The sequence below is a fragment of the Halobellus rarus genome (genome assembly GCF_024494595.1).
Lineage (GTDB): Archaea > Halobacteriota > Halobacteria > Halobacteriales > Haloferacaceae > Haloquadratum > Haloquadratum rarum.
The window spans coordinates 140,133-162,963 of sequence record NZ_JANHDI010000002.1 but is presented as its reverse complement, the minus strand read 5'-3'; the positions used below and the strand labels follow the sequence as shown (position 1 = coordinate 162,963).

Annotated in this window: 24 protein-coding genes; 14 read left to right on the top strand and 10 right to left on the bottom strand. The window is 68.3% G+C overall.

Features of this window, described 5'->3' with window-relative positions:
- Positions 1-2: 2 nt before the first annotated feature.
- The 3 genes from NO876_RS04000 to glpA all read right to left on the bottom strand — a co-directional run bounded on the left by NO876_RS04000 (position 3) and on the right by glpA (position 4,570).
- Positions 3-1,379 (bottom strand): anaerobic glycerol-3-phosphate dehydrogenase subunit C, encoded by a 1,377-nt coding sequence (locus tag NO876_RS04000; protein ID WP_256420388.1) that lies wholly within the window; start codon positions 1,377-1,379, stop codon positions 3-5.
- 70 nt (positions 1,380-1,449) lie between these two features.
- Positions 1,450-2,778: a glycerol-3-phosphate dehydrogenase subunit GlpB gene (gene glpB / locus NO876_RS03995; protein ID WP_256420387.1), complete on the bottom strand. Its 1,329-nt coding sequence runs from the start codon at positions 2,776-2,778 to the stop codon at positions 1,450-1,452.
- Positions 2,765-4,570 (bottom strand): anaerobic glycerol-3-phosphate dehydrogenase subunit GlpA, encoded by a 1,806-nt coding sequence (gene glpA, locus NO876_RS03990; RefSeq protein WP_256420386.1) that lies wholly within the window; start codon positions 4,568-4,570, stop codon positions 2,765-2,767. Before glpA ends, glpB begins: the two co-directional genes overlap by 14 nt.
- Positions 4,571-4,775: 205 nt before the next feature.
- Between glpA and NO876_RS03985 the strand changes: the two genes are divergently transcribed.
- Positions 4,776-5,456, top strand: a complete 681-nt coding sequence (locus NO876_RS03985) for a phosphoglycolate phosphatase (RefSeq protein WP_256420385.1) — start codon at positions 4,776-4,778, stop codon at positions 5,454-5,456.
- 53 nt (positions 5,457-5,509) lie between these two features.
- On the opposite strand, the gene NO876_RS03980 is transcribed toward NO876_RS03985, so the two are convergent.
- Positions 5,510-5,713 (bottom strand): HEWD family protein, encoded by a 204-nt coding sequence (locus tag NO876_RS03980; RefSeq protein ID WP_256420384.1) that lies wholly within the window; start codon positions 5,711-5,713, stop codon positions 5,510-5,512.
- A gap of 151 nt (positions 5,714-5,864) precedes the next feature.
- On the opposite strand from NO876_RS03980, the gene NO876_RS03975 reads away from it, so the two are divergent.
- Both NO876_RS03975 and NO876_RS03970 read left to right on the top strand, forming a co-directional pair.
- Complete coding sequence (locus NO876_RS03975; RefSeq protein ID WP_256420383.1) at positions 5,865-6,419, top strand: class I SAM-dependent methyltransferase; 555 nt, start codon at positions 5,865-5,867, stop codon at positions 6,417-6,419.
- Between the two features lie 109 nt (positions 6,420-6,528).
- Positions 6,529-6,678, top strand: a complete 150-nt coding sequence (locus tag NO876_RS03970; protein WP_256420382.1) for a DUF7129 domain-containing putative zinc-binding protein — start codon at positions 6,529-6,531, stop codon at positions 6,676-6,678.
- Between the two features lie 293 nt (positions 6,679-6,971).
- Here the strand turns inward: NO876_RS03970 and NO876_RS03965 are convergent, their stop codons facing one another.
- Positions 6,972-7,883 (bottom strand): DUF368 domain-containing protein, encoded by a 912-nt coding sequence (locus NO876_RS03965; RefSeq protein ID WP_256420599.1) that lies wholly within the window; start codon positions 7,881-7,883, stop codon positions 6,972-6,974.
- Positions 7,884-8,116: 233 nt separating this feature from the next.
- Between NO876_RS03965 and aglM the strand changes: the two genes are divergently transcribed.
- The 4 genes from aglM to NO876_RS03945 are packed head-to-tail and all read left to right on the top strand — an operon-like array spanning position 8,117 to position 11,216.
- A complete protein-coding gene (aglM, locus tag NO876_RS03960) occupies positions 8,117-9,409 on the top strand; it encodes a UDP-glucose 6-dehydrogenase AglM (protein WP_256420381.1) in 1,293 nt (430 codons plus the stop codon).
- Between the two features lie 42 nt (positions 9,410-9,451).
- Positions 9,452-9,604, top strand: coding sequence for a hypothetical protein (locus NO876_RS03955; RefSeq protein WP_256420380.1), 153 nt, complete (start codon positions 9,452-9,454; stop codon positions 9,602-9,604).
- Positions 9,601-9,990: a PIN domain-containing protein gene (locus NO876_RS03950; RefSeq protein ID WP_256420379.1), complete on the top strand. Its 390-nt coding sequence runs from the start codon at positions 9,601-9,603 to the stop codon at positions 9,988-9,990. The genes NO876_RS03955 and NO876_RS03950 overlap by 4 nt, the downstream gene beginning before the upstream one ends.
- A gap of 50 nt (positions 9,991-10,040) precedes the next feature.
- Entirely contained in the window at positions 10,041-11,216 is a 1,176-nt protein-coding gene (locus NO876_RS03945) for a redox-regulated ATPase YchF (RefSeq protein ID WP_256420378.1), read from the top strand.
- A gap of 48 nt (positions 11,217-11,264) precedes the next feature.
- Here NO876_RS03945 and NO876_RS03940 read toward each other — a convergent pair whose 3' ends face one another.
- On the bottom strand, positions 11,265-12,389 hold the full coding sequence (locus NO876_RS03940) for a pyridoxal phosphate-dependent aminotransferase (RefSeq protein WP_256420377.1): 1,125 nt from the start codon (positions 12,387-12,389) through the stop codon (positions 11,265-11,267).
- Positions 12,390-12,644: 255 nt separating this feature from the next.
- Between NO876_RS03940 and NO876_RS03935 the strand changes: the two genes are divergently transcribed.
- From NO876_RS03935 to NO876_RS03925, 3 genes are read left to right on the top strand one after another with little or no spacing between them, the layout of a single operon-like run.
- Complete coding sequence (locus tag NO876_RS03935; RefSeq protein WP_256420376.1) at positions 12,645-13,718, top strand: ABC transporter substrate-binding protein; 1,074 nt, start codon at positions 12,645-12,647, stop codon at positions 13,716-13,718.
- A complete protein-coding gene (locus NO876_RS03930; RefSeq protein WP_345780727.1) occupies positions 13,715-14,608 on the top strand; it encodes an ABC transporter permease in 894 nt (297 codons plus the stop codon). The genes NO876_RS03935 and NO876_RS03930 overlap by 4 nt, the downstream gene beginning before the upstream one ends.
- Entirely contained in the window at positions 14,596-15,387 is a 792-nt protein-coding gene (locus tag NO876_RS03925; RefSeq protein ID WP_256420375.1) for an ABC transporter ATP-binding protein, read from the top strand. The genes NO876_RS03930 and NO876_RS03925 overlap by 13 nt, the downstream gene beginning before the upstream one ends.
- 29 nt (positions 15,388-15,416) lie before the next feature.
- Here the strand turns inward: NO876_RS03925 and NO876_RS03920 are convergent, their stop codons facing one another.
- Positions 15,417-15,629: a hypothetical protein gene (locus tag NO876_RS03920; RefSeq protein ID WP_256420601.1), complete on the bottom strand. Its 213-nt coding sequence runs from the start codon at positions 15,627-15,629 to the stop codon at positions 15,417-15,419.
- A gap of 212 nt (positions 15,630-15,841) precedes the next feature.
- On the opposite strand from NO876_RS03920, the gene NO876_RS03915 reads away from it, so the two are divergent.
- Positions 15,842-17,191 carry a DEAD/DEAH box helicase gene (locus NO876_RS03915; protein ID WP_256420374.1) on the top strand — a complete coding sequence of 450 codons (1,350 nt, stop codon included), beginning with the start codon at positions 15,842-15,844 and terminating at the stop codon, positions 17,189-17,191.
- Between the two features lie 25 nt (positions 17,192-17,216).
- Here the strand turns inward: NO876_RS03915 and NO876_RS03910 are convergent, their stop codons facing one another.
- Positions 17,217-17,618 carry a transcriptional initiation protein Tat gene (locus NO876_RS03910; protein WP_256420373.1) on the bottom strand — a complete coding sequence of 134 codons (402 nt, stop codon included), beginning with the start codon at positions 17,616-17,618 and terminating at the stop codon, positions 17,217-17,219.
- Positions 17,619-17,718: 100 nt separating this feature from the next.
- Here NO876_RS03910 and NO876_RS03905 point away from each other — a divergent pair, with 100 nt between their 5' ends.
- Positions 17,719-19,308, top strand: a complete 1,590-nt coding sequence (locus tag NO876_RS03905; protein ID WP_256420372.1) for a DUF790 family protein — start codon at positions 17,719-17,721, stop codon at positions 19,306-19,308.
- 45 nt (positions 19,309-19,353) lie between these two features.
- Here the strand turns inward: NO876_RS03905 and NO876_RS03900 are convergent, their stop codons facing one another.
- Together NO876_RS03900 and NO876_RS03895 are read right to left on the bottom strand one after the other, a co-directional pair.
- Complete coding sequence (locus tag NO876_RS03900; protein WP_256420371.1) at positions 19,354-20,001, bottom strand: DUF7122 family protein; 648 nt, start codon at positions 19,999-20,001, stop codon at positions 19,354-19,356.
- Positions 19,998-20,936: an RsmB/NOP family class I SAM-dependent RNA methyltransferase gene (locus tag NO876_RS03895; RefSeq protein ID WP_256420370.1), complete on the bottom strand. Its 939-nt coding sequence runs from the start codon at positions 20,934-20,936 to the stop codon at positions 19,998-20,000. The genes NO876_RS03900 and NO876_RS03895 overlap by 4 nt, the downstream gene beginning before the upstream one ends.
- 187 nt (positions 20,937-21,123) lie before the next feature.
- Here NO876_RS03895 and NO876_RS03890 point away from each other — a divergent pair, with 187 nt between their 5' ends.
- A complete protein-coding gene (locus NO876_RS03890; RefSeq protein WP_256420369.1) occupies positions 21,124-21,867 on the top strand; it encodes a proteasome assembly chaperone family protein in 744 nt (247 codons plus the stop codon).
- 199 nt (positions 21,868-22,066) lie between these two features.
- A complete protein-coding gene (gene grpE, locus NO876_RS03885) occupies positions 22,067-22,801 on the top strand; it encodes a nucleotide exchange factor GrpE (protein ID WP_256420368.1) in 735 nt (244 codons plus the stop codon).
- The last annotated feature ends 30 nt before the right edge of the window (positions 22,802-22,831 follow it).

The following is a 22,831-nucleotide window of genomic DNA, read 5'->3' as shown; positions in this document are numbered from 1 at the left end:
TTCTAACAGAGGGCCTCTTCGAGCAGTTGCAGCGGGTGCTTGATCTCGTAGCCCGTGCCGTGCTCCATCTGCATCGCGCAGGTGGGACACTCGGTCATCCCGACGTCGCCGGCGGCGTCGTGCATATGCTCGAACATATCCTCGCCGATCTTCATCGAGTTCTCGTATTTCTCCTCCTTCCAGCCGTAGGTGCCCGAGATCCCCGAACAGGAGTCGCCGACGTCCTCCATTGCGACGCCGTCGAGCTCGCGGAACAGTTCGAGCGCCTGTCTGTCGAGACCCTGGTTGCGAGCGTGACACGGTGCGTGGTAGGCGAACGCCTGTTCCTCGACGCTCGCGTCGGCGATCGCCCCCTCCAGGTCCTCCTGAATACGGAGGTATTCGAGCGCCTCGAAGGTGTTCTCGGCGACGTCATCGATGCCGTCGATGTCGAACAGTTCGGGGTACTCCTGTTTGAGCGCCATCGAACAGGAGGTGCAGGAGGCGACGGCGTCGTAGCCCTCCTCGACGAGGTCGGCGAAGGAGGAGACGTTCACTTCCGCCGCGCGCTCGGCGTCTGCGAGCATCCCGTTGGCGAACATCGGCGTCCCCGAGCAGCGCTGCTCCGGGGCGACGATCTCGTAGCCGAACGACTCGAACACGTGGACGAGCGCCTTCCCCACCTCGGGGGTGTTGTAGTTCGAGTAACAGCCGTGGAAGTACGCGATCTTCTTGTCGGCGTCGGCGGGGTCGCCGCGGCGCTCGCGGGCCTCGCGCGCGTTCCGCCGGGAGGCGTCCGCGCCGCCCCGCTTTCGCCACCACTCCCGGAACGTCTGGGTCGCGAAGGCGGGGAACTCGCGCTCGCTCGTGACGCCCATCGCCTTTTCCATCACCCAACGCGTCGGTCCGAAACTCATCACGGCGTTCGCGAGCCGCGGGACCTTGCTGGCGAACCACGCGGAGGTGCGGTAGTTCGCGAGGATCCGGTTTCTGACGTACTCGACCGACAGCTTGTCCATCTGCTCGTCGACGTACTCGCCTCTCGCGGTGTTGTGCATCTGCGAGAGCGGCACGCTCGACGGACAGGCGTCGTCGCAGCGCATACAGTTCGAGCAGGACATGATCGAGTCGTCGATCTCCGAGCCCTCCTTGCGCTTGAGCCGCCACTGCTCGGGGCCCTGGAACTTCGGGCCGGGGAAGTCGTCGTCGACCTCCGCGACCGGGCAGGAGGTATCACAGACCGAGCACTTGTAGCAGTTGTCCGCGCCGGGGCGGAGGTCCATCGTCGTTTCGCTGTCCCCGAACACCGAGACCGGCTCGAAGTCCGAGCCGGGTTCGGGACCGCCCTGTGACGGGGAATCGATCGGTTCTGTCGGTGGGGAGTTCTCCGCGTCGCTCATCTGGTAACTCGCTCCTGTGTGCTCGTCGTGGTCGTGTCGTTTCTGGTCATGTTACGCTCGTCTCCTCCGCTCATCGCGTCGCCTCCTCGCCCGCTCGCCGGCCCGCGTGCGCGCCGGTCGCGAGCGAGACGCCGGCCGCGGACTTCTCGCGGGCCGTATCGGCTCCGCCGAGGACGCCGCCGGCCGCGCGGAGATTTTCGAATTCCTCGCTCCCGGACCCGTCCGTCGGGCGCAGGTCGCCGTCGGGGACGACGCCGAACCGCGCGAAGGCGTGCGCGCCGAACGCCGCCGGTTCGGACCAGTCGTACCGGTCCTCTGGGTGGGGAACGTGACACCCGAACACCGGCTCCGTGACCGACTCGCGGTCGGAGTCGATCCCCTTGCCGACGAGACCTCCCGTCGCGAGGACGAACTCCTCGGCCGCGTAGGGGACCTCGTTCCCCCGTTGGTCGACGAGAACCGACTCGATCCGGCCGTCGTTCGCCTCGTACCCGACGGCGAGGTTACCTGAAGAGATGCGGACGCCCGCGGCATCCAACGCGTCGAACAGCAGGTCCTCGAGTTGCATCCCGAGCAGGCTCGGCGGCCCGGTCGGGATCTGAAAGACGGCTGCACCGAGTCGGTCTTCGAGGTCCGCGCGGACTTCTTCCCCCGCGTCGTCGCCGAGCATCGCCGGGAAGCCGACCCGCTCGTGGTCGTCGAGTTGCTCCGAAACGACGTCGGCGAGTCGCTTTCTGACTCCCGACTGGTCTTTGTCGAGCGCCTTCGCGAAGCGCGTTGTCAGCGCGTCGTCGCGGAACTGGATCGGGAACGTGACGGTCGCGCCGTCGACGTCGAACGGGACGCCCGCCGCGTCGAGGTGCGCCGCGGCCGCGGGCGCGTCGAAGTCCGTCAGCCCCGCGAAGCCGACGAGCAGCGTCTTCTTTTCGGCGCTCGCCAGCCCCGGCGCGACCGACTGCGGATACCGCGCGGTCGGTTTGACCGTCCCGCCGTGGGTGAGCACGAGCGCGTTGCGGTCGGTGTGGCCCCCCTCGTAGGCGTCGCCGACGACGTCGTCGAAGATTTCCAGTCCGTTTCGAATCCCGTCCGCGCCGACGACCCGGTACGGATGATCCTCCGGCAGCCGCTCGATGGCCGCAAGCGGGTCGGCGACCAGTTCGGACTGATCGGTCGAGCCCTCGTCGGCCGGTGCGGCGCCGTCTGAAACGGCGCCGCTACCGTCGGTAGATCCGCCGCGGGGGATCGCACCGAGCACGTCGACGAGACCGCTGGCCTGCCGGAGCGTGCTCTTCTTGTGCGAGAGCAGTCGGACTTTCGCATCCGACTCGGCCGCGGCGAGCGCCGCCGTCGCGCCGGCGATGCCGCCGCCGACGACGAGGACGTCCTCACGAATCGCCATCTGCGTCCCCCTCGGTTTCGTCGGTTCGGGTCCGACGGCCGCCGTCGGCGACGGCGTCGCCCGAGCGGTCACCGCCGCTGGTGTCGGAGAGTTCGCCTTCTGATTCGCCGGCGTCGAACGCCCCGAAGTCGATCTCCTCCCCCGTAGCCGCGGGGTCGCCGTCGCGGTTCATCGTCGTCGCGTGTAGGTGGTGCTTCAGCATCGCCTGGGAGAGCTGTTCGCCCCACAACGCGTGGCGCTCGCCCTTCCAGCGCTCCTGGTAGAGGTCGTCGAGCGCGTCGCGGGCGGTGGGTTCGTCGTATTCCGGAACCAACTCGTTCGCCATTCGGTGACAGCAGAACGCGCCCTGACAGTTCCCCATCGAGGCGCGGGTACGGATGCGAACGGCGTTGAGTTCCGTTCCGGACTGCGAGATCGCGTCCTGGATCTCCGCGCGCGTGACGGCCTCGCACTCGCAGACCGTCGGATTCGGGCCGTCCCACTCGCCGAGCACCTCGTCTATGCGGGAACCGAGCCGTTCCGCACTTCTGAGCCCCACGGGCGACCGGAGGCCGAACTCGTCCATCCAGTCGCGCAGGACCGAGAAGTCCTCCGATCCGGGCAGCGGCTCTTCCGCCGTGCGGCACTCGGCGTCGACGCCGAGTCTCTCGCAGACGTGGTCGGCGATGTCCTCGGCCATCATTCGGTACGTCGTGAGCTTCCCGCCGACGATCGAGGCCATCCCGGGCAGGCCGTCGCGCTCGTCGTGATCGAGCAGGAAGAAGTCCCGCGTGATGTCGGTCGGGTCCTCGCTGCCGACCTCCGGGGGCTCGTAGAGCGGCCGGACTCCCCAGAACGACCGAATCGTCCTGGCTTCGGAAAGCATCGGGACGAGTTCCGAGAGGGTGTCGATCATCAGATCGACCTCCCACCCCTCCTCGGGGTAGTCCTCGGGGTCTTCGACCTCCTCGTCGGTCGTCCCGAGGATGCAGGTCGTCTCGTGAGGGACGACGATGTCGGCGTCGCCCTTCGGCCGGCAGCGGTTGATGACGGTGTCGACCTGGCGGACGTTCATAATCGTCATCACGCCCTTCGAGGGGCGGACGGCGACCTCGACGTCGGCCATCTCGCCGATCTGGCCGGCCCACGCGCCGGTGGCGTTGACGACGTAGTCGGCGTACAGCTCCTCGGTCGTCCCCGGCTCACCGTGGACGAACGAATCGAGACCGTCCGCGGAGCCGCCGTCTGAAGCGTGTTCGACCTCGACGCCGACGACCTCGCCGTCCTCGACGAGGACGTCCGTCACCTCCGCGTGCGTCTCCACGCGCGCGCCGTGTTCGATCGCGTCGGCCGCGTTGGCGACGCAGAGCCGGAACGGATCGACGGCCCCGTCGGGCACCCGGATGGCGCGCTCGATGTCTTCCGCGAGGTACGGTTCCATCTCGCGGGCCTCTTCGGCGGAGAGGGCCTCCGCGGGGATGCCGCACTCGCGACAGCCCTGGAGCTTCTCCTCGAAGTACTCGTCGTCGTCCTCGGGGCGCTGGACGAACAGCCCCCCCGTCATCTCGACGCAGTGGCTCGCGATCCGCCGGAGGACGCGGTTCTCCTCGATGCACTCCGTCGCCGACTTCTGATCGGAGACGGCGTAGCGACCGCCGCTGTGGAGGAGGCCGTGCATCCGCCCGGTCGTCCCGTGGGTCAGGTTCCCCTTCTCGACGAGGGTGACGTCGACGCCGCGCATCGCGAGGTCCCGCGCGATGCCGCAGCCGGTCGATCCCCCGCCGAGGACGAGAGCGCTCGGCGTTTTACTCATTTCACAGTAGTAGGTTGGCCAGCACGTACTTTATTGTAGCGTCTGGGAGTGTCAATCACGATCGGTCGGGACGGCTGTCCACCGGTCGTCACGATTCCGTTCTGGTCGTCACGATTCCGTTCTGGTCGTCACGACCCCCCGAAATCGCGATCGACGGCGGGGGCGTACAACAGTTCTTATGACGCCTCGCTTCCAAGCCGCGCCGATGACCACCGAGACGCCGCCGCTCGCACTCGACATCGACGGGACGCTCACGGACGGGATGGGCCGGCTCGACCCCCGCGCGTTCGAATACCTGCAGGCGTGGGACGCGACCGTCGTCCTCGCGACGGGCAAGGCGTTCCCCTACCCGGTGAGTCTCTCGCACTACCTCGGCCTCGAACTGACCGTGATCGCCGAGAACGGCGGGGTCGTCCTCGCCGACGACACGGTCTCGTATCAGGGCGACCGCGAGCGCGCCCAGGCCGCCGCCGACGCGTTCGTCGACCGCGGCGGCGACATCGGGTGGGGGTCGTTCGACGCCATCAACGAGTGGCGACGGACCGAGATCGCGGTGAACCGATCGGCCGACGAGGAACTCCTCCGGTCGGTCGCCGCCGAGTTCGACCTCGAAGTGTTCGACACGGGCTACGCGTATCACGTGAAGACGCCGGGCGTCGAGAAGGGAACGGGACTGAAAGCCGTCGCCGAGACGCTCGGTCGCGACCCCCGCGACTTCGTCGCCATCGGCGACAGCGAGAACGACGTCTCCACCTTCGACGTCGCCGGCCGCTCCTTCGCCGTCGCGAACGCCGACGCCGCTGCCAAGGAGGCGGCGGACGTCGTCGTCGAGGGGTCGTACTTCGACGGGACGGCCGCCGTACTGGAGTCGCTCGCCGGGGAATAGGACGTCTTCGTCGAGAAGTGTCAGTCACCGTCGAGCGACGGCGACTGCCCGTCTCAGGCCTCGGCGGCGTCGCTCTCGAAGGGCGCGAACGTGCCGTTGATGTCCCACTCGTGAATACAGTACGGACTGCCCACCGCGTGCGGATCTCCCGCTTCGTCGACCGCGAGACGCCACGTTCCAATGCCCTCCGCCCAGACCTCGATGCGGCCGCAACGCTCACAGGTCCGTTCGCTCGGAGTTCGGAGTGTCGGTGCCATCGTTCGAAACTCGCCGGCGCCCCTGTTAACGTTGTCTGCTGCGGCAGCGTCGGCGGCCCAGTGGCTCTCGGTCGTTGCCCCTCTGCCTCCGCGGTCCCGAGCGGGCTGCCGACGAACACACCTTTAGGTCCGTATCGTCCCTACCACGCGTATGGGATTTCACACGTTCGACGCCGAACGGGCCGACGCGCTCGAAGACGCCGAGCGGTATCGCTTCTGCTCCCGCGAGGAACTGCTGGCCGCGGTCGATCCGGCCCCCGACGCCGTCGTCGCCGACATCGGCAGCGGGACCGGGTTTTACACCGACGAGATCGCGCCGTTCGTCGGCCATCTCTACGCCGTCGACGTGCAGTCCGAGATGCACGAGCACTACCGGGAGAAGGGTGCGCCGGACACCGTCGAGTTCGTGACCGCAGAGGCGTCGTCGCTGCCGTTCGACGACGACGAACTCGACGCGGCCTTCTCGACGATGACGTACCACGAGTTCGCCGAGGACGCGTCACTCGCCGAACTCGCGCGGGTAGTCCGTCCCGGCGGTCGCGTGGTCACGCTGGACTGGTCGAGTGCGGGAGCGGGCTCCGACGGGCCGCCGATGGACGAGCGCTTCGGTCTCGGCGACGCGGTGGGGGCGTTCGAGGACGCTGGATTTACGACTGTTGAAGCGAGGAGTCGTGGAGAAACGTTCGTCCATATATGCACCAGATAGCCAGCTATTATTTCGTATAACCGTACAATATAATTTGATTATACATCTTTATCCTCTATTTCCTTGTATCAGGACAACCGTTATCCGTGTGTGAGTGTCCCACACGAGTATGGTGATATACAACGGCGATGTCGATCCATACCATCCGGAAAGGAGCCGGTACGAGTGTCGCGCCTGTGGCACCCGCACCGACAGCGGCGGCGTCTGCGAGGCGTGTGGCAGCGAGTCGCTGATCAACATTTCGGTCCCACGGGAGTGAGACGTCAGGCGAACACAACGAGGTCGGCGAAGCCGGTGGTGGCGTCACGTCGTCGGTCGAGAGACGCCGTATGCCGCCGAATCGCCGACCATCCACGATCTCGAAGATACCATTCCCCGACCGTGCGGAGGCCCGAGGCGGCCGGACTCCGGGCCGACACCTGCGTTCGACCGCCGTCGCGGTCGGGACCCGTCGTTGCGGCCGGCCGTCGCCAGTTCTGATCCGGCCCCGCCGTTCGCTTTTCGTCTCCCACGTCCTGTCGAATCGCCGCCGACAGTGCCGACAGCAGTCCCCTACTCGTCGCCGTCGATCTCGCCGATGCCGGTGTAGTGATCCAGGAGTACCACGAGCACCGCCCCGACGACGGCGGCGGCCGCAAACGTTGCGATCGCCGTCGGGGTCCAGGAACGGCCGAGTTCGGCCAGCTGGTCGCCGGTCCGGACGACCGGCGCGCGCAGCGCTCCGACGATCAGCGCGACGAGGAACGCGAGCGTCGCCGTGCGGGCGCGTTCGAGCGCCGCTCGAACGGCGTGAGCGATCGTGAACAGGCCGACTACCGCTCCGGCGACGAACGCGACGACGACGACGCCGTGCTCCCGCAGCGGTCCGATCGGGCCGCCGGTCGCGAGCGCCAGCGACGCGTCCACGAACGCCGACAGCGTCCCCGTCATGTACTCGTACTGGCCCAGAATGATGAGCAGCAGCGACCCGGAGATCCCCGGGAGGATCATCGCGCTGACCGCGATCGCGCCGGCGGCGACGGTGACGGGAAGCCCGTCGCCGAGCGTCGCGGCCGCTTGCCCGGAGACGACGAACGCGAGGACGAAGCCGGCGACTGCGGCGACCGCTCGCGGCGGCGTGTCGACGGCGACCTCCGAGAACAGCACCCACGCCGAGGCGGCGATGAGGCCGAAGAAGAACCCGAACGTGAGGACGGGGAGATTCTGGATGCCGGCGTGGACGACGCGGGTGATCGTCACGATCGCGGTGAGAATCCCCGTGCCGAGCACCAGCAGAAAGCCGGCGTCGACCGCGCGGAGCGCGTCGACGGCGTCCTCTCGCCGACCGGGGAGTAATCCGAGGAGCACGGCGCGGATCCGCGCGGGCGAGACGGCCGTGATCGCGGCGATCAACCGCTCGTAGATCCCGGTCACGAGCGCGATCGTTCCGCCCGAGACGCCCGGAACGGCGTCGGCCGCGCCCATACAGATCCCCTTCAGATAGACGATCAGCCACGACGTGCCGGGTGTTCCCGATCGGGTCGCCGCGGCGTCCCGGGACGCCTCCGCCGTCCCGCGTGAGCCGTCTCGGTCTTTCGGCATACCCGTCCGTTCTCTCCCACCCTACTCCGGGCTTTCGCTTCCGTCCGTTGCGTTCGGATACTCGTGAGGGGGGTCGAACGCGAAATTTGAAACGGTCGGGCAGCGTCGATTCGGGTATGCAACTGAGCATCGTCGGCAGCGGCTACGTCGGGACGACGATCGCAGCCTGTTTCGCCGAGGTCGGCCACGACGTGGTCAACGTCGATATCGACGAGGAGACCGTCGCGACGCTCAACGACGGCGACGCGCCGATCCACGAACCCGGCCTCGACGACCTCGTCGCCGAGCACGCGGGGGACCGGCTCCGCGCGACGACCGACTACGCGGCCGTCCGCGACACCGACGTCACGTTCCTCGCGCTCCCGACGCCCTCCGAGGACGACGGGCACATCGACCTCTCGATTATGAAGGCGGGGGCGCGTTCGCTCGGCGCGACGCTCGCCGAGAAGGACGAACCCCACCTCGTCGTGACGAAGAGCACGGTCGTGCCGACCACGACCGAGGAGGTCATCGCGCCGATCCTCGAAGAAGAGTCGGGCAAGACGCTCGGCGAGGACCTCGACATCGGGATGAATCCCGAGTTCCTGCGCGAGGGCAGCGCCGTCGAGGACTTCCTCTCACCCGACAAGGTCGTCCTCGGCTCGGAGACCGAGCGCGCGGCCGGAACGCTTCGGGCGGTGTTCGATCCCCTCGTCGCGCGGGCCGAGGACCCGCCGGTCGTCGAGACGGGCGTCGCCGAGGCCGAGATGATCAAGTACGCCAACAACGGCTTCCTGGCGGCGAAGATCTCGCTGGCGAACGACATCGCGAACATCTGCAAGGAGTACGACATCGACTCCGAGGAAGTCCTCTCGGCCATCGGCCTCGACCACCGGATCGGCTCGGCGTTCCTCGGCGCGGGCGTCGGCTGGGGCGGCAGCTGCTTCCCGAAGGACGTCGCCGCGATCATCGCGGCCGCTCGCGACGTCGGCTACGACCCCGCGATGCTCGAAGCCGCCGTCGAGGTGAACGACAGACAACCCGTCCGCCTGCTGGGCCGCCTCCGCGAGCACGTCGATCCCGACGGTGCGCGCGTGGCGGTGCTCGGCCTCGCGTTCAAGCCCGGCACCGACGACGTCCGCAACTCCCGGGCCATCCCGCTCGTGGAGGCGCTGCTCGACGCGAACGCGGACGTCGTCGGCTACGATCCGGTCGCGACGGAGAACTTTCGAGACGAGTTCCCGGACATCGAGTACGCCGACTCCGCGGGCGAGGCACTCGACGGGGCGGACGCGGCGCTCGTCGTCACCGACTGGCCGGAGTTCGCCGATCTCGACACCGAGTTCGACGCGATGGCCACACCGGTCGTCGTCGACGGTCGCCGGATCGTGACGCGGCGCGATGGCATCGTCTACGAGTCGCTGGTGTGATTCACCAGCAGGCTTTTCCAGATTGCCATTCAATTCTCGTTTATGAGCCTCACGACGGATGATTTCAGGGATTTCCTCGATCCGGACCCCGAGGATGACGACACCGTTCCGCTCGGTGATGCGCTTTCGGAGTTAGCCGTCGACGTGGAAGTCGACTCCGTCGAGGCCGTTCGTGACGTCCGAGAGCGGATATGAATCTGCTCCTCGACACGAATATTCTCGTCGCCGCTGTTACTCACGATACTGAACGATCCGATGACGCGATCGAACTACTCAACGAAGCCGACAATACGTACGTCTCTGTCCTGAGCCTGATGGAACTTCGGAGCGTTCTCACAAAAAAGAAGCAGTTCGAGCGAGATCGTATCGACCAAATCGAGAATCGGATCACGTCACGCGCGACGATTACGTTTCCCGACGCGTCCGATATGATGGCGGCCAACCGGCTCCAGTCCGAGACGCTTCTGTATCCAATGGACGCCCTTATTCTCGCAGCCGCTGATGCCGTGGACGCGACACTCGTCTCGTTCGACAACGAACTCGTCGAACACGGCGCAGCGCATCCAGGCGACGTTCTGTAGGTGCAACTGTACACGGAAACCTACTTCCGGCCGTCGTTCGTCTCGCAGGTATGCTCTCGCTCGCGCTCGCCGGCAAGCCCAACGCCGGCAAGTCTACCTTCTACAAGGCCGCGACGATGGCCGACGTCGACGTCGGCAACTACCCGTTCACGACGATCGATCCGAACCGCGGCGTGACCCACGCCCGGACGCGCTGTCCCTGTCTCGACCGCGAGGAGCGCTGCGGCAACTGCGAGGGCGGCGTCCGCTACGTCCCCGTCGAACTGCTCGACGTGGCCGGCCTCGTTCCCGGGGCACACGAGGGGCGCGGTCTCGGAAATCAGTTCCTCGACGCGCTCACCGATTCCGACGCCATCCTCGCGGTCCTCGACGCCGCCGGCGGCACCGACGCGGAGGGGGAACCCGTCGAGATCGGAACGTACGATCCCGTCGAGGAGGCCGACTTCGTCGAGGCGGAGCTCGAACAGTGGCTCGCGGGGATCATCGAGCGGAACTGGGAGTCGATCGTCCGGAAGTCGCGCTCGCCCGATTTCGACATCGACGAGGCCCTGACAGAGATGCTGACGGGGTTCGGCGCGACCGAGTACGACGTGGCGGCGTCGCTGCGGGCGGTCGAGTACCCCGACGACCCCCAGCAGTGGAGCGACGGCGACCGCGAACGGCTGGCGCGGGACGTCCGCGAGCGGACGAAGCCGATCGTACTCGTCGCCAACAAGGCCGACGTCGCCCCGCCGGAGAACCTCGACCGACTCGCGGAGTCCGACAAGCCCGTCGTGTCGTCGACCGCCGACGGCGAACTCGCGCTGCGGACGGCCGCGGAGGCGGGCGTCGTCGAGTACCTCCCGGGCGACGAGGACTTCGACGTCGTCGGCGACGTCTCCGACGCGCAGCGGGAGGGCCTGGAGACGATCCGCGAGGTGATGGCCGACCACGGCGGGACCGGCGTCCAGCGGGCCATCGACACCGCCGTCTACGACGTCCTCGATATGGTGACGGCCTACCCCGTCCAGAACGAGACGAGGTGGACCGACGGCACGGGGGAGACGCTCCCCGACGCGTTCCTCCTGCCCCGCGGGTCGACCCCGAAGGACCTCGCGTACGCCGTTCACTCGGACATCGGCGAGGGCTACCTCCACGCGGTCGACGCGCGGTCGAAGCGTCGAATCGCCGAGGATTACGAACTGGAGGAGGGCGACGTGATCAAGATCGTGAGTACGGCGTCCTGACGCGCCCCGGCGCTTAACGCGCCGTCAGCGGATCACCGCGTCACCACATCACCGCGTCACCGCGTCGTACGCCTCGCCCATTATATCGAGCGCCTCGTGCAGCGACTCCTCGTCGGTCGCATACGACAGCCGCGCGTAGCCTCGCCCGTGCTCGCCGAACGCCTCGCCCGGGACGACGATGACTCCACGGTCCAGGCACTCGTCGACGAAGCCCTCCGGGATCTCCGGCATACAGTAGAACGCGCCCCCGGGCGTCGGGACGTCGAGGCCGATGTCCGTGAGGCCGTCGACGACGATGTCGCGGCGGCGTTCGAAGGACTCGGTCATCTCGTCGACCTGGTCCTGCGGGCCGGTGAGCGCCGCCTCGGCGGCGAACTGCGAGGGGGCGGCGGCGCACGCCTGGGCGTACTGATGGACGCGGAGCATCCGCTCGATCCGGCGCGTCGAGGAGACGACCCAGCCGAGTCGCCACCCGGTCATCGAGTAGAGCTTGGAGGCCGAGTTGACGACGACGACGTTGTCGCTGTCGGCGAACTCCAGCGGCGAGCGGAACTCGCCGTCGAAGACGGTGTACTCGTAGACCTCGTCGGAGATGCAGAGGACGTCGTGCTCGTCGGCGATGCGGGCGAATTCTCTGACATCTTCTGGCGGCGAGACGGCGCCCGTGGGATTGCCGGGGCTGTTGACGACGAACGCGGCGGTGTCGTCGGTGATCGCCGCCTCGATCGCGTCGGGGTCGATCGTCAGATCGTCGCGGAGCGGGACGGGAACGGGGGTCCCGCCCGTGAGTCGGGTGAGGGCGTCGTAGGAGACGAACCCCGGATCCGGGATGACGACCTCGTCGCCGGCGTCGACGTGGGCCTCCAGGGCGATGTGCAGCGCCTCCGACCCGCCGGCGGTGGCGATCACGTCACTCGGATCGACGTCGACCCCCTGATCGCGGGCGTGTTTGTCCGCGATCGCCTCGCGGAGCGAGTTCAGCCCCTTGTTTTCGGTGTAGCCGTCGGCGCGTCCCTCGCGAATCGCGTCGGCGGCGGCCTCGCGGGCGTGGGTGGGAGCCGAGAAGTCCGGCTGTCCCAGTCCGAGGTTGATCGCGTCCTCGCCCGCGGCCTCGAAGACCTCGCGGATCCCGCTGATCGACACCTGCTCGACTCGCTCCGAAAAGTGCGTCATACACTGGGACGGGAGGGCCACCGAGTTAGGTTTTCCTTCCTCCGTCGAGCTTTCGCGACATCGGGACAATCAGCAATCCGGGTACGAGCAATACTATCTGGTATCTCTGACGCGATCCGGATCCACCGAGACCAGACTGTGCGGGAGGCTACGTCCACTAACTCTTCCGATATCGGGTTTCAGAGGCGTCGAGCGTCGGAGCGACGTTCGCCGCGTGCACGCTGTAAATACGTGTAGGGCGCTAAAGCCGGTCAAATGAAGAGAGACTCGACACACGACCGATCGGGCATTTCGCGACGGCGGTTCCTTCAGGCGACCGCCGCGACTTCGGCAGCCGGACTCGGGGGCGCCGCCGGATGCCTCGGCGGGACCGGCGGGTCGAACGGCGGCCTCGACGAGATCCGCGTCGCGTATATGCCCATCTACCCGGATATGCAGTACTTCATTATGCAGGAGGAGGGGTACTTCGACGAGCTTTCGGCGACGGTTTCCGGAGAGGTGTTCTCAGACGGCCCGAGTATCGTCCAGGCCTCCGCGACGGGCGACTTCGACGTGATGCTGTTCGGCATCGTTCCCGCGATGATCGTGATGGACAAGGACATCCCCGCGAAGATCACCGCCGCGAACATCCAGAACGCGATGCAGGTCCTGGCGCACGACGACTTCGCGGCGGTCTGGGCGGACGCCGAATCGGGCGCGGACGCCTTCGACCGGTTCGAGGAGGAACAGGGTCGGAAGTTCACCTTCGGGACGTTCCCGCCCGGGTCGGTGCCGGACATCCTCCTTCGCTACTGGCTGTCGGAGGTCGTCGGCGTCGACCCCGAATCCGACGTGAACATCACCTCGCTCGGCGGTGCAGGGCCGGTTCGGCAGGCCCTCCTGGCCGGTGAGATCGATGGCACGTCGATTATGGAGCCGGTGCCGACGGTCATCGAGATGCGCGGTGCCCCCTACCAGCCGATCGCCTGGGCGGGCGACTTTATGCCCGGTCAGCCCGCGGCTGTCGCGCTGATGCACGACCGACTCCGCGAGGACAACCCCGAGCAGGCGGCGGCCTTCGTCGAGCAGCACCAGCGCGCGACGACGTTCGCCAACGACAACCCCGACGGGGCCGCCCAACACGCCAGCACCGTCATCGGCGAGTCGTCGCTGCCGGTCGAAACGGCCCGGCGGGCGATGGACTCGCCAGCCTCGGACTTCATCACCGACCCGCACAAGATCGAGGACGGCGCGCAGATCTTCTCGGAGTACGCGGCGAACGCGGGACGGATCGACGAGGTGCTCTCGAACGACGATCTGTTCGACTTCGGGGTGTACGACTCCCTATGAGCGTCGAGACCGGGACCGAATCCGAGACGGGCGCGACGACGGACCCCGGATCCACCCACGAGAGCCCCGGCGATTCGTCGATCGGATCGCTCTCGGACCTCGACACGGCCGGTCTCGCGTACGGCGCGGCCGGGACGGGGATCTTCCTCGCGGTCTGGCAGGCCGCCGCGATGGCGGTCGGACGGACGTATCTGCTCCCGTCTCCGGTCGAGGTCGCGACCGCGTTCGTCGTCGAACTCACCGCACCGACGACGTTCACGGTCCCGTTCGCGGAGGTTTCGATCCCGGCCACGCGCCTCGTCGCGAACCTGCTCCAGAGCCTGTTGCACTACCTGCCGGGCCTGGCGGTCGGAAGCGTTCTCGGCATCTCGCTGGGCGTCGCGATGGGCTGGAGCGGTCGCCTCGACGACGCGCTCACGCCGGTCACGCGCTTTCTCCGCCCGATCCCGCCGCTGGCGTGGATCGTCTTCGCCATCGTCTGGATCGGCATCGGCCACGGCGGCGCGGCGTTCATCGTCGGGATCGGCGCGTTCTGGATCAACTTCTACAACGCGTACGCGGGCGTCGAGGGCGTCTCGACGCACCTCCGTGAAGTCGCGGAGACGCTCGGCGTCGACGACGATCTGACGATGATCCGCAAGGTGATCCTCCCGGCGGCGACGCCGTCGATCGCGACCGGGGTCCGGACGAGCATCGGTCAGTGTTGGATGATCGTCGTGGCCGCCGAACTGTTCGGCGCGCCCGGCGTCGGCTTCCAGATCATCAACGCGGCACAGAACCTCGCGACCGACGTGAGCGTGGCGTACATGGCCGTCATCAGCCTCGTCTTCCTCGTGAGCGACGGGGCGTTCCGGCGGGTCGAACGGAGGGCACTGGCGTGGCGGGACTGAGCGACTCCCCCGGGGACGGGTCAAATCTCGACCGGAACTCCAAGGTCGTCGTCGACGGCGTGAGCAAGGTCTACGAGTCCGAGCGCCAGCGGGTCGAGGCGCTCTCGGACGTCAACTTCTCCGTGTCGGACGGGGAGTTCGTCTGCCTGGTCGGCCCCTCCGGCTGCGGGAAGACGACGCTCTTCCGCACGATCGCCGGGCTGGAGGTCCCGACCGGCGGCGAGATCCGACTCGACGGCGAGCCGGTCACGGGGCCGGGCACGGACCGCGGGATGGTCTTTCAGGAGTACGGGCTGTTCCCCTGGCGCACCGTCCGCGACAACGTCGCCTTCGGTCTCGAAGAACAGGGCGTCAAAGAACCCGAGCGGAGCCGACGTGTCGGCGAGATGCTCGACCTAGTCGGGCTCGGGGAGTTCGCCGACGCCTACCCGAAGGAGCTCTCCGGCGGGATGAAACAGCGCGTCGGCATCGCCCGCGCGCTGGCGGTCGATCCGGAGATCCTCCTCGCGGACGAGCCGTTCGGGAGCGTCGACGCCCAGACGCGGGATATGCTCCACGAGGAACTGCTGCGGATCTGGGCGGAGACGGGAAAGACGGTGCTCTTCGTCACCCACGACGTCGAGGAGGCGGTGAAGCTCTCCGACCGCGTCGTCGTGATGGCCGCCGATCCGGGGCGCGTCCGCGAGGTCGTCACGGTCGACATCGACCGGCCGCGGGATCGGACGGACCCGGCCTTCGGCGAGTACGTCGATCGGGTCCGCTCGCTCATCGGGGAGTGACTGCCCCCGCGAGCTCACTCCCGCCGAGTTCACTCTCGCTGTTCGCGTGCCGCCCGCAGTTCCTCGACGTGCGTCATAACCACCGAGAGCGTCGCGTCGGCGTCGACGTAGCCCCGGTCGTAGTCGTCGTGGGCCGCGTCGACGTCGCGGAGGAACTGTGCGACGGTCTCGTCCAGATCGCCCGCCGTCGCGTCGTCCCCGTCCATCGAGCCCCCTGTCGCCGCATCGGATTCGTCGGTCATACCTCGTTCTCGCGCGCCGACGGACAAAAGCGGCGCGTCACGGAACGCGGGGCGATTAAACGTCGGGGCAACTGGGCGGCGGGCGACGGGGCGATCGGACGATAGGGCCGCGGGCGGGGGACGCCGCGATCCGCGGCACGACGCGACCTGCGGTGAGACTGCCCGCGGACCGCGGCCGACAGTATATATACGATCGCGACGCAGGACCGTGTGTGATCACGCTGCGGTTCGAGGACGGCACGATCCGCGTCGGCGGCCTCGACGAGTCGGATCCGGCGGTCGAGTCGCTGCCGGGAGTGACGTGGGACGACCGGGGCCTCGTCGCACGCGCGCCAGCCCACCGGTACGCCGAGTTGCGAGCGGCGCTCGACGAGACCGACGTCCGGTTCGAGGACCGCGTCCTCCCCGAGGAACGGCTGTCGCTGTCGCACGCCTACGACCTCCGCCCGTATCAGCGCGAGGCGCTCGACGCGTGGCGCGCGAACGGCGACCGGGGCGTCGTGGAACTGCCGACCGGGGCCGGGAAGACCGTCCTCGCGATCGACGCCATCGCCGCGCTCGGCGTCCCGACGCTGGTGGTCGTGCCGACGATCGACCTCCTCGAACAGTGGCGACGCGAACTCGAAACGGAGTTCGACGTCCCGGTGGGCCAGTTCGGCGGGGGCGAGCAGGTCCAGGAGTCGATCACGGTGTCGACGTACGATTCGGCGTACCTGCGCGCGGAGGACGTCGGCGGCGACTTCGGCCTCGTCGTCTTCGACGAGGTGCATCACCTCGGCGGCGAGGGCTACCGCGACGCCGCGCGCCTGCTCGCCGCGCCCGCCCGGCTCGGACTGACGGCGACGTTCGAGCGCCCCGACGGCGCGCACGAGGCCATCGCCGATCTCGTGGGACCGAAGGTGTACGAGGCGGACGTCGACGACCTCGCGGGCGAACACCTCGCCGACTACGAGGTGCGGAGAGTCGAGGTCGCGCTCGGCCCCGCGGAGCGGGAGGCATACGAGGAGGCCCAGGGCACGTTCGTCGACTACCTGAAGCGCTCGGACCTCTCGTTGCGGAGCGGTTCGGACTACCGAAAGCTCGTGATGCGTTCTGGGACCGACCCGAAGGCGCGGGAGGCGCTGCTGGCGAAGCAGCGCGCGCGGCGGATTATGATGAACGCGGACGCGAAGGTCGACACCCTGGGGAGGCTGCTCGACCGCCACCGCGAGGACCGCGTCATCGTCTTCACCGCCCACACCGACCTCGTGTACCGACTCTCCGAGCGGTACCTGCTGCCGGCGATCACGAGCGAGACCGGAGCGGCGGAGCGACGGGAGATCCTCGATCGCTTCCGCGAGGGCACGTACTCGCGGGTCGTGACCGCGAACGTCCTCGACGAGGGCGTCGACGTTCCCGACGCCAACGTCGCGGTCGTCCTCGCCGGGTCGGGCTCAGAGCGGGAGTTCACCCAGCGGCTCGGCCGGGTCCTCCGCCCGAAGGCCGACGGCGGACGGGCCCTGCTCTACGAGGTCGTGAGCGAGGAGACCGCGGAGGAGCGAGTGGCGGACAGGCGGCGGTGATCCGGGACGGGCCGCGTCCCGCCGGTCACCCGACGTCGACGCTGAGGGTGCCGCCGCTCGCGAACTCCTCGTAGGGGAGGTCGAAGGTGACCGACCACTCGGCGGTCTCGCCGGGGTCGGCAGCGAGAGACGTCTCTCGGACGAACGGCTCCCCGTCGATCCGCGCGGTGACGGTCACCGTCGCCGTGCGCTGAGCGTCGCCGCGGTTCTCGACCGTACCGAACACGCGGAGTGCTCCCTCCTCGCCGGCCTCGAAGTCGAACGTTCCGACGACGAGATCCGACTGTTCGGGCGTCCGCCGCGGCTGATCGGCCGGCGCGTCGGGCGGGTTCCGGGGCCCCGTCGCGCTCGGAAACGCGCCCAGACAGCCGCCGAGGAGCGCCGTAATCGAGACACCGGCCCCTCCGAGGACGGTTCGCCGTTCCATCGTCCGGTCTACGACCGGCCGCGAGTATCGGTCTTTCGGTGGAACCGGATCCCCGTTCGAGGGCGGCAGTCTCTTGACCCGCCGTCCCGAAGCCGTCGCCGTGCTGAGGAAGGACCTCCTCCGGGTCTCCCGAGCGGGCGGCGGCTACCACCCCCAGTTCGCGGGGCGAGCGGACCGGCCGCTCGCCGCCCGAGTCATCGGCGTTTTCCAGGGACACCTCGGGGAGCCGCGACACCGCCTCGACGACGCGCTCGACGAGTTAGAGCGGGAGGCCGACGACTTCAAACTCGTCCGGGGGTTCGCCGCGTTACTCGAACGGGAGGCGGTCTTCGAGACGCGCGCGCCCCTCCCGCCCGAACGCGTCCGTCGCGCCGCCTTCGAGTCGGCCGAGGCGATCGGCGGCGTCGTCGACGGCGGGGATCGACGGGCGGCGATCGCCTCCGCGGCCGATCGGCTCGGAACCGAAGCCGGGGCGATCGAACAGTCGCTGTACGCCGACCGCGACGTCAACGCGGTGCTCTCGTCGTTCGAGCCGCGCTGGGGTCCCGACGGACTCGTCGAGCAGTACAACCTCTCGCTGGCCCAGACGGCGCTGTTCGACGCGACCGAGGTCCGAATTCGGAGTTCGGATCCGAAGCGGCTCGTCTCGGCGGTCAAGCGACTGGGGCTCCTCTACGAGATTCGGCGGCGTGGCAGCGGTGAGGACGACGGAAAAAGCGCCGGTCCGAGCGAAGAGCGAGTCCTCGTCGTCACCGGTCCCGACGCGCTGTTCCGGCGGACGCGACGCTACGGAACCGCCTTCGCCCGCCTGCTCCGCAGCGTCGCGGCCACCGCCGAGTGGTCGCTGTCGGCGACGATCGACGACCGCGGGACCGATCGCGAGCTGCACCTCGGTCCCGACGACGTCTCGGTTCCGGACGTCGAACCGGTCGCCGAACCGACCTACGACAGCGGCGTCGAGGCCGACTTCGCCGCGCGCTTTTCGAACCTCGATCTGGACTGGGAACTGTCCAGAGAGCCCGAACCGCTCGCGGCCGGCGCGCGGGCGATGATCCCCGATTTCGCGTTCGACTACCGGCCGGCCGGATCGCGGGAGTCGGGGGAACGCGACGCGGACGACACGAGCGCACCCGCGTTCCGCGTCTACTTCGAGGTGATGGGCTTTTGGACGCCCGAGTACGTCGAGAAGAAGCTCGACCAGTTCGGCAGCGTCGACGACGACGTGGAACTGCTCGTCGCCGTCGACGAGTCCCTCGGCGTCGGCGAGGAGATCGAGTCGCTGGATCACCGGGTCGTCACGTACTCGGGGCGCGTGCGCGTGAAAGACGTCGTCGACGCGCTCCGGAGGTACGAGGAGGGACTGGTCGACGCTGCGGCCGCGTCGCTGCCGGCGGAGTACGTTCCCGATTCCGACGTGATCGAGCCCGAGGCGCTCGCGGCCGAGTGGGGCGTGGGCATCGACGCGCTCGACGCAGTGGCGTTCCCCGAGCACGAGCGCGTCGGCGGGACGCTGATCCGTCCCGCGACCCTCGACGCGCTGGATGCGGAGATCGACGCCGGGATGTCGCTGTCGGACGCCGAGGCGGTTCTCGAAGAGTACGGCGTCGACGACGCTTCAGCGGCACTTTCGCGGCTCGGCTATCGCGTCGCGTGGGAGGGGCTCTCCGGCGGGACCGTCGAGGAGAAGTGAGCGGCGAGGTGACGACAGGCGGGTCCGACTGCGACCCGCATCGTCCTACGACAGGTCCTCGCGACGCCCCTTCGGAACGGTCGATCGCAGTTCGCCGTGGAGGTAGAGGCCGACGCCGATCGGTTCGACGTCACCGGCTTCGCCGGTTGCCCGAGGCGTCTCTGACGCCTCGCTGTCACCGGCGATCTCGTGAGCGGCGATGACGTACCCCCAGTCGCCGTCCCAGCGCGGAAGCTCCTGGTCCTCGCCCTTCGCGAACCGCGTCGCTTCCTCGCTATCGAGCACGACGACGTTCCTCGTCGCGTCCGTCCCGAAGCGCTGGACGGCGTTCGTCGAGGGTTTCCAGTGCTCCTGGCGGGCGCGCAGGATCCGGAGGCCGAGCCCCTCGACGGGGATCGGCGAGACCACGTCGGCGGCGAACGCCCACAGCTTCCCGTTTCCTTTCTCCCAGAACGTGTGGCCGTCCCACGTCTCCGGGGGGATCCCGTAGCGCTGTTCCCACCACTCGAGGAGTTCCTCGCGGGTGGGTCGGCCGGGAACGACGCGCTCGTCGGCGGTCGCCGGCAGGCGATCGAACCGCTGGCCGTCGTTCTCCGGCGGATCGGCGGTATCGCCGGTTCCCGCGTCTGCGTCGGAAACGCCGTCGACAGCCTCAGCGTCGGTCAGGTCGTCGCTCGCGTCCCCGTCGCTCATGCCGTCACCTCCAGTTTGGCGCAGAAGAACCCGCCCGTGTCGTTGCGGTGCGGGTACACCCGGTGTGCCAGTTCGACAGCGGGATCGTACTCCTCGCCGTTCCACTCGGTGACTCCCGGATCGGTCTCGAAGCCCTCCGGGGCGTCCCACTCGCGGATCTCGCAGTCCGCCTCCTCGAGCGCGTGATCGAGGACGGCCTCGTTCTCCTCGGGCGCGAACGTGCAGGTGGAGTAGACGACGGTCCCGCCGGGGCGCGTCGCCTGGATCGCGCGCCGGAGGATTCCCTTCTGGATGCCCACGATCCCTTTGATGTGGTCCATCGACCACCGCTCTAAGGCGTCGGGGTTCTTCCGGATCGTCCCCTCGCAGGAACAGGGTGCATCGACGAGCGCGCGGTCGAACGCCTCGATCCGTTTCTCGTCTTCGGACCGATCGCCGAACGGCTTGAAGGAGAAGTTGCGGGCGTCCTGGTTCGTCACCGCGAGGTTCGTGATGCCCAGTCGCTCGGCGTTGTGCCGCAGCGCCGAGAGCCGTCCGAGGTTGTTGTCGTTGCCGACGAGGAGCCCCTCGTCGTCCATCAGGTCCGCGATCTGGGTCGTCTTGCTCCCCGGGGCGGCGCAGGCGTCCCAGACGACCTCGCCGGGTTGGGGGTCGAGCGCCAGCGCGGGAAGCGCGGAGACCTCCTCCTGGCCGTGGAGCCAGCCGTGGAAGTACGGCCAGGAGGTTCCGGGGCCTCGCTCCTCGAGACGGAGCACGCCGGGGTGCCAGTCCGTCGCCTCGTAGGCGACGCTCGCCGCGTCGAGCGCGTCGCGGGCGCGTTCGATCGACGCCTTCAGCGTGTTGACGCGCACGACCGACGGCAGCGGCCGCTCGCACGCCGCCTGGAACGCGTCGTAGTCCGCGAGGAGCGACGCGTACCGCTCCAGTGGTTGCATAGGGTGAGAGATTCGCCGCGCCCGCTTGTGGGTGTCGGTTCCGGACGTTTGACGCGCCTCTGCTGTCACTGGTTGCTCATTTCCGCGCTCTCCATAACTGCGATCTCCATCACTGCGGTCCTTCGTCGCGTTACCGAAACACGGCATCGCCCGCAGTTTTACCACTGGTCCGCTCGTACCGCGGTCTATGGCGCGAATCTCCGTACTCGCCGACGATGTATCGCTCTCGAATCCGTCGCTCGTAGAGGGGTTCCCCGGCATCGGACTCGTCGGCAAGATCGCCGCCGACCACCTGGTCGAGGAGTTCGAGATGACCCACTACGGCAACGTCCACTGCGACAGCCTCCCCAAGGTCGCGGTGTACCAGGAGAACGACACCGCACTCCAGCCGCCCGTTCGGCTGTACGCCGACGGGGAGCGCGATCTCCTCGTGCTCCAGAGCGACGTTCCGGTCCAGCCGAAGGCCGCCTCGGAGTTGGCGGACTGCCTCGCCGGCTGGTTCGACGACAACGCGGTGACGCCGATCTACCTCTCGGGGATTCCCACGGAGAAGAGCGACGACGCGCCGTCGCTGTACGGCCTCGGCGTCGCCGGGGGCGTCGACCTCGTCGCCGACGTCGGCATCGACGCGCCCAGCGAGACCGGGCTCGTCTCCGGGCCGACCGGCGTCCTGCTGAACGCCGCCGTGGAAGCCGACCGCACGGCCGTCGGTCTCGTCGTCGAATCCGACCCGCGGTTCCCCGACCCCGAGGCCGCCCGGGTCCTGATCAAGCGGGGGATCGAGCCCCTCGCGGACGTCGAGGTCTCGGTCGACGACCTGGTCGACCGCGCCGAACAGATCCGCGAGGCGAAGGAACGCCTCGCGAAGCGGATGCAAGAGGCCAGCCAGGAAGAGAGCACGCAGGCCCGGCCGATCGGGATGTATCAGTAGGCCCGGCTCGGCGTTCTTGTCCCCGTCGATCAGCCGCTGCCTCTCCCCTCCCCGTCGACCAACCGTCTCTACTTCTCTCCCCGTCGACCAGCCGTTGCTTCTCGCCCCACCGATCGAACGCCCGTTCGACCCGCCCGGAGGCCGAAACCGTCCGGGTCGTTTCTACACCCTTAAGGCTCGTCGCCCACTCCCTGCAGGTATGAGCGAGGAGTCCCCCGAGAGCACCGCGGCGGCCGCGTCCGCCGACGCGGACGTCGAAGACGTCGAGAACGGTGAGAGCGGCGCAGCCGTCGAAAACGGCGTCGCGGACGCCGAGAGCGACGCGAAGAACGCCGAGGGAGACACCGTCGACGCCGAGAGCGACGACGCGTCCGCGAAAGCGGACGTTCCGGACGTCGCCGACCGCGTCGCCGAGTACGACGAGGAGCTCGCCGCCGAGGTGTCGGAACTCGAGTCGCGGGTCGAAACCGCGGAGTCGGAACTCGACGCCAGAGACGAGCGGATCGAAGAGCTCGACGCCGCGCTGAAGCGCTCGAAGGCGGACTTCAAGAACTACAAGAAGCGCGCGAAGAAGCGACAGGACGAGATCCGAGAGCGCGCGACCGAGGACTTCGTCGAGCGCGTCGTCAGCGTCCGCGACAACCTCGTGCGCGCGCTCGATCAGGACGAGGACGCCGACATCCGCCCGGGCGTCGAGTCGACGCTCGAAGAGTTCGACCGCGTCTTAGCGGAGGAGAACGTCGATCCGATCGATCCCGAGCCGGGGACGGACGTCGACCCGACGCGTCACGAGGTCCTGATGCGCGTCGACGACGAGAAACCGGCGGGCACGGTCGTCGACGTCTACCGGCCGGGATACGAGATGGCCGGTTCGGTGCTCCGCGAGGCGCAGGTGACCGTCAGCACCGGCGAGGGTGCGGACGGAGACGAGTAAGACGAAGCGTAGCGTCGACGACCCGAATTT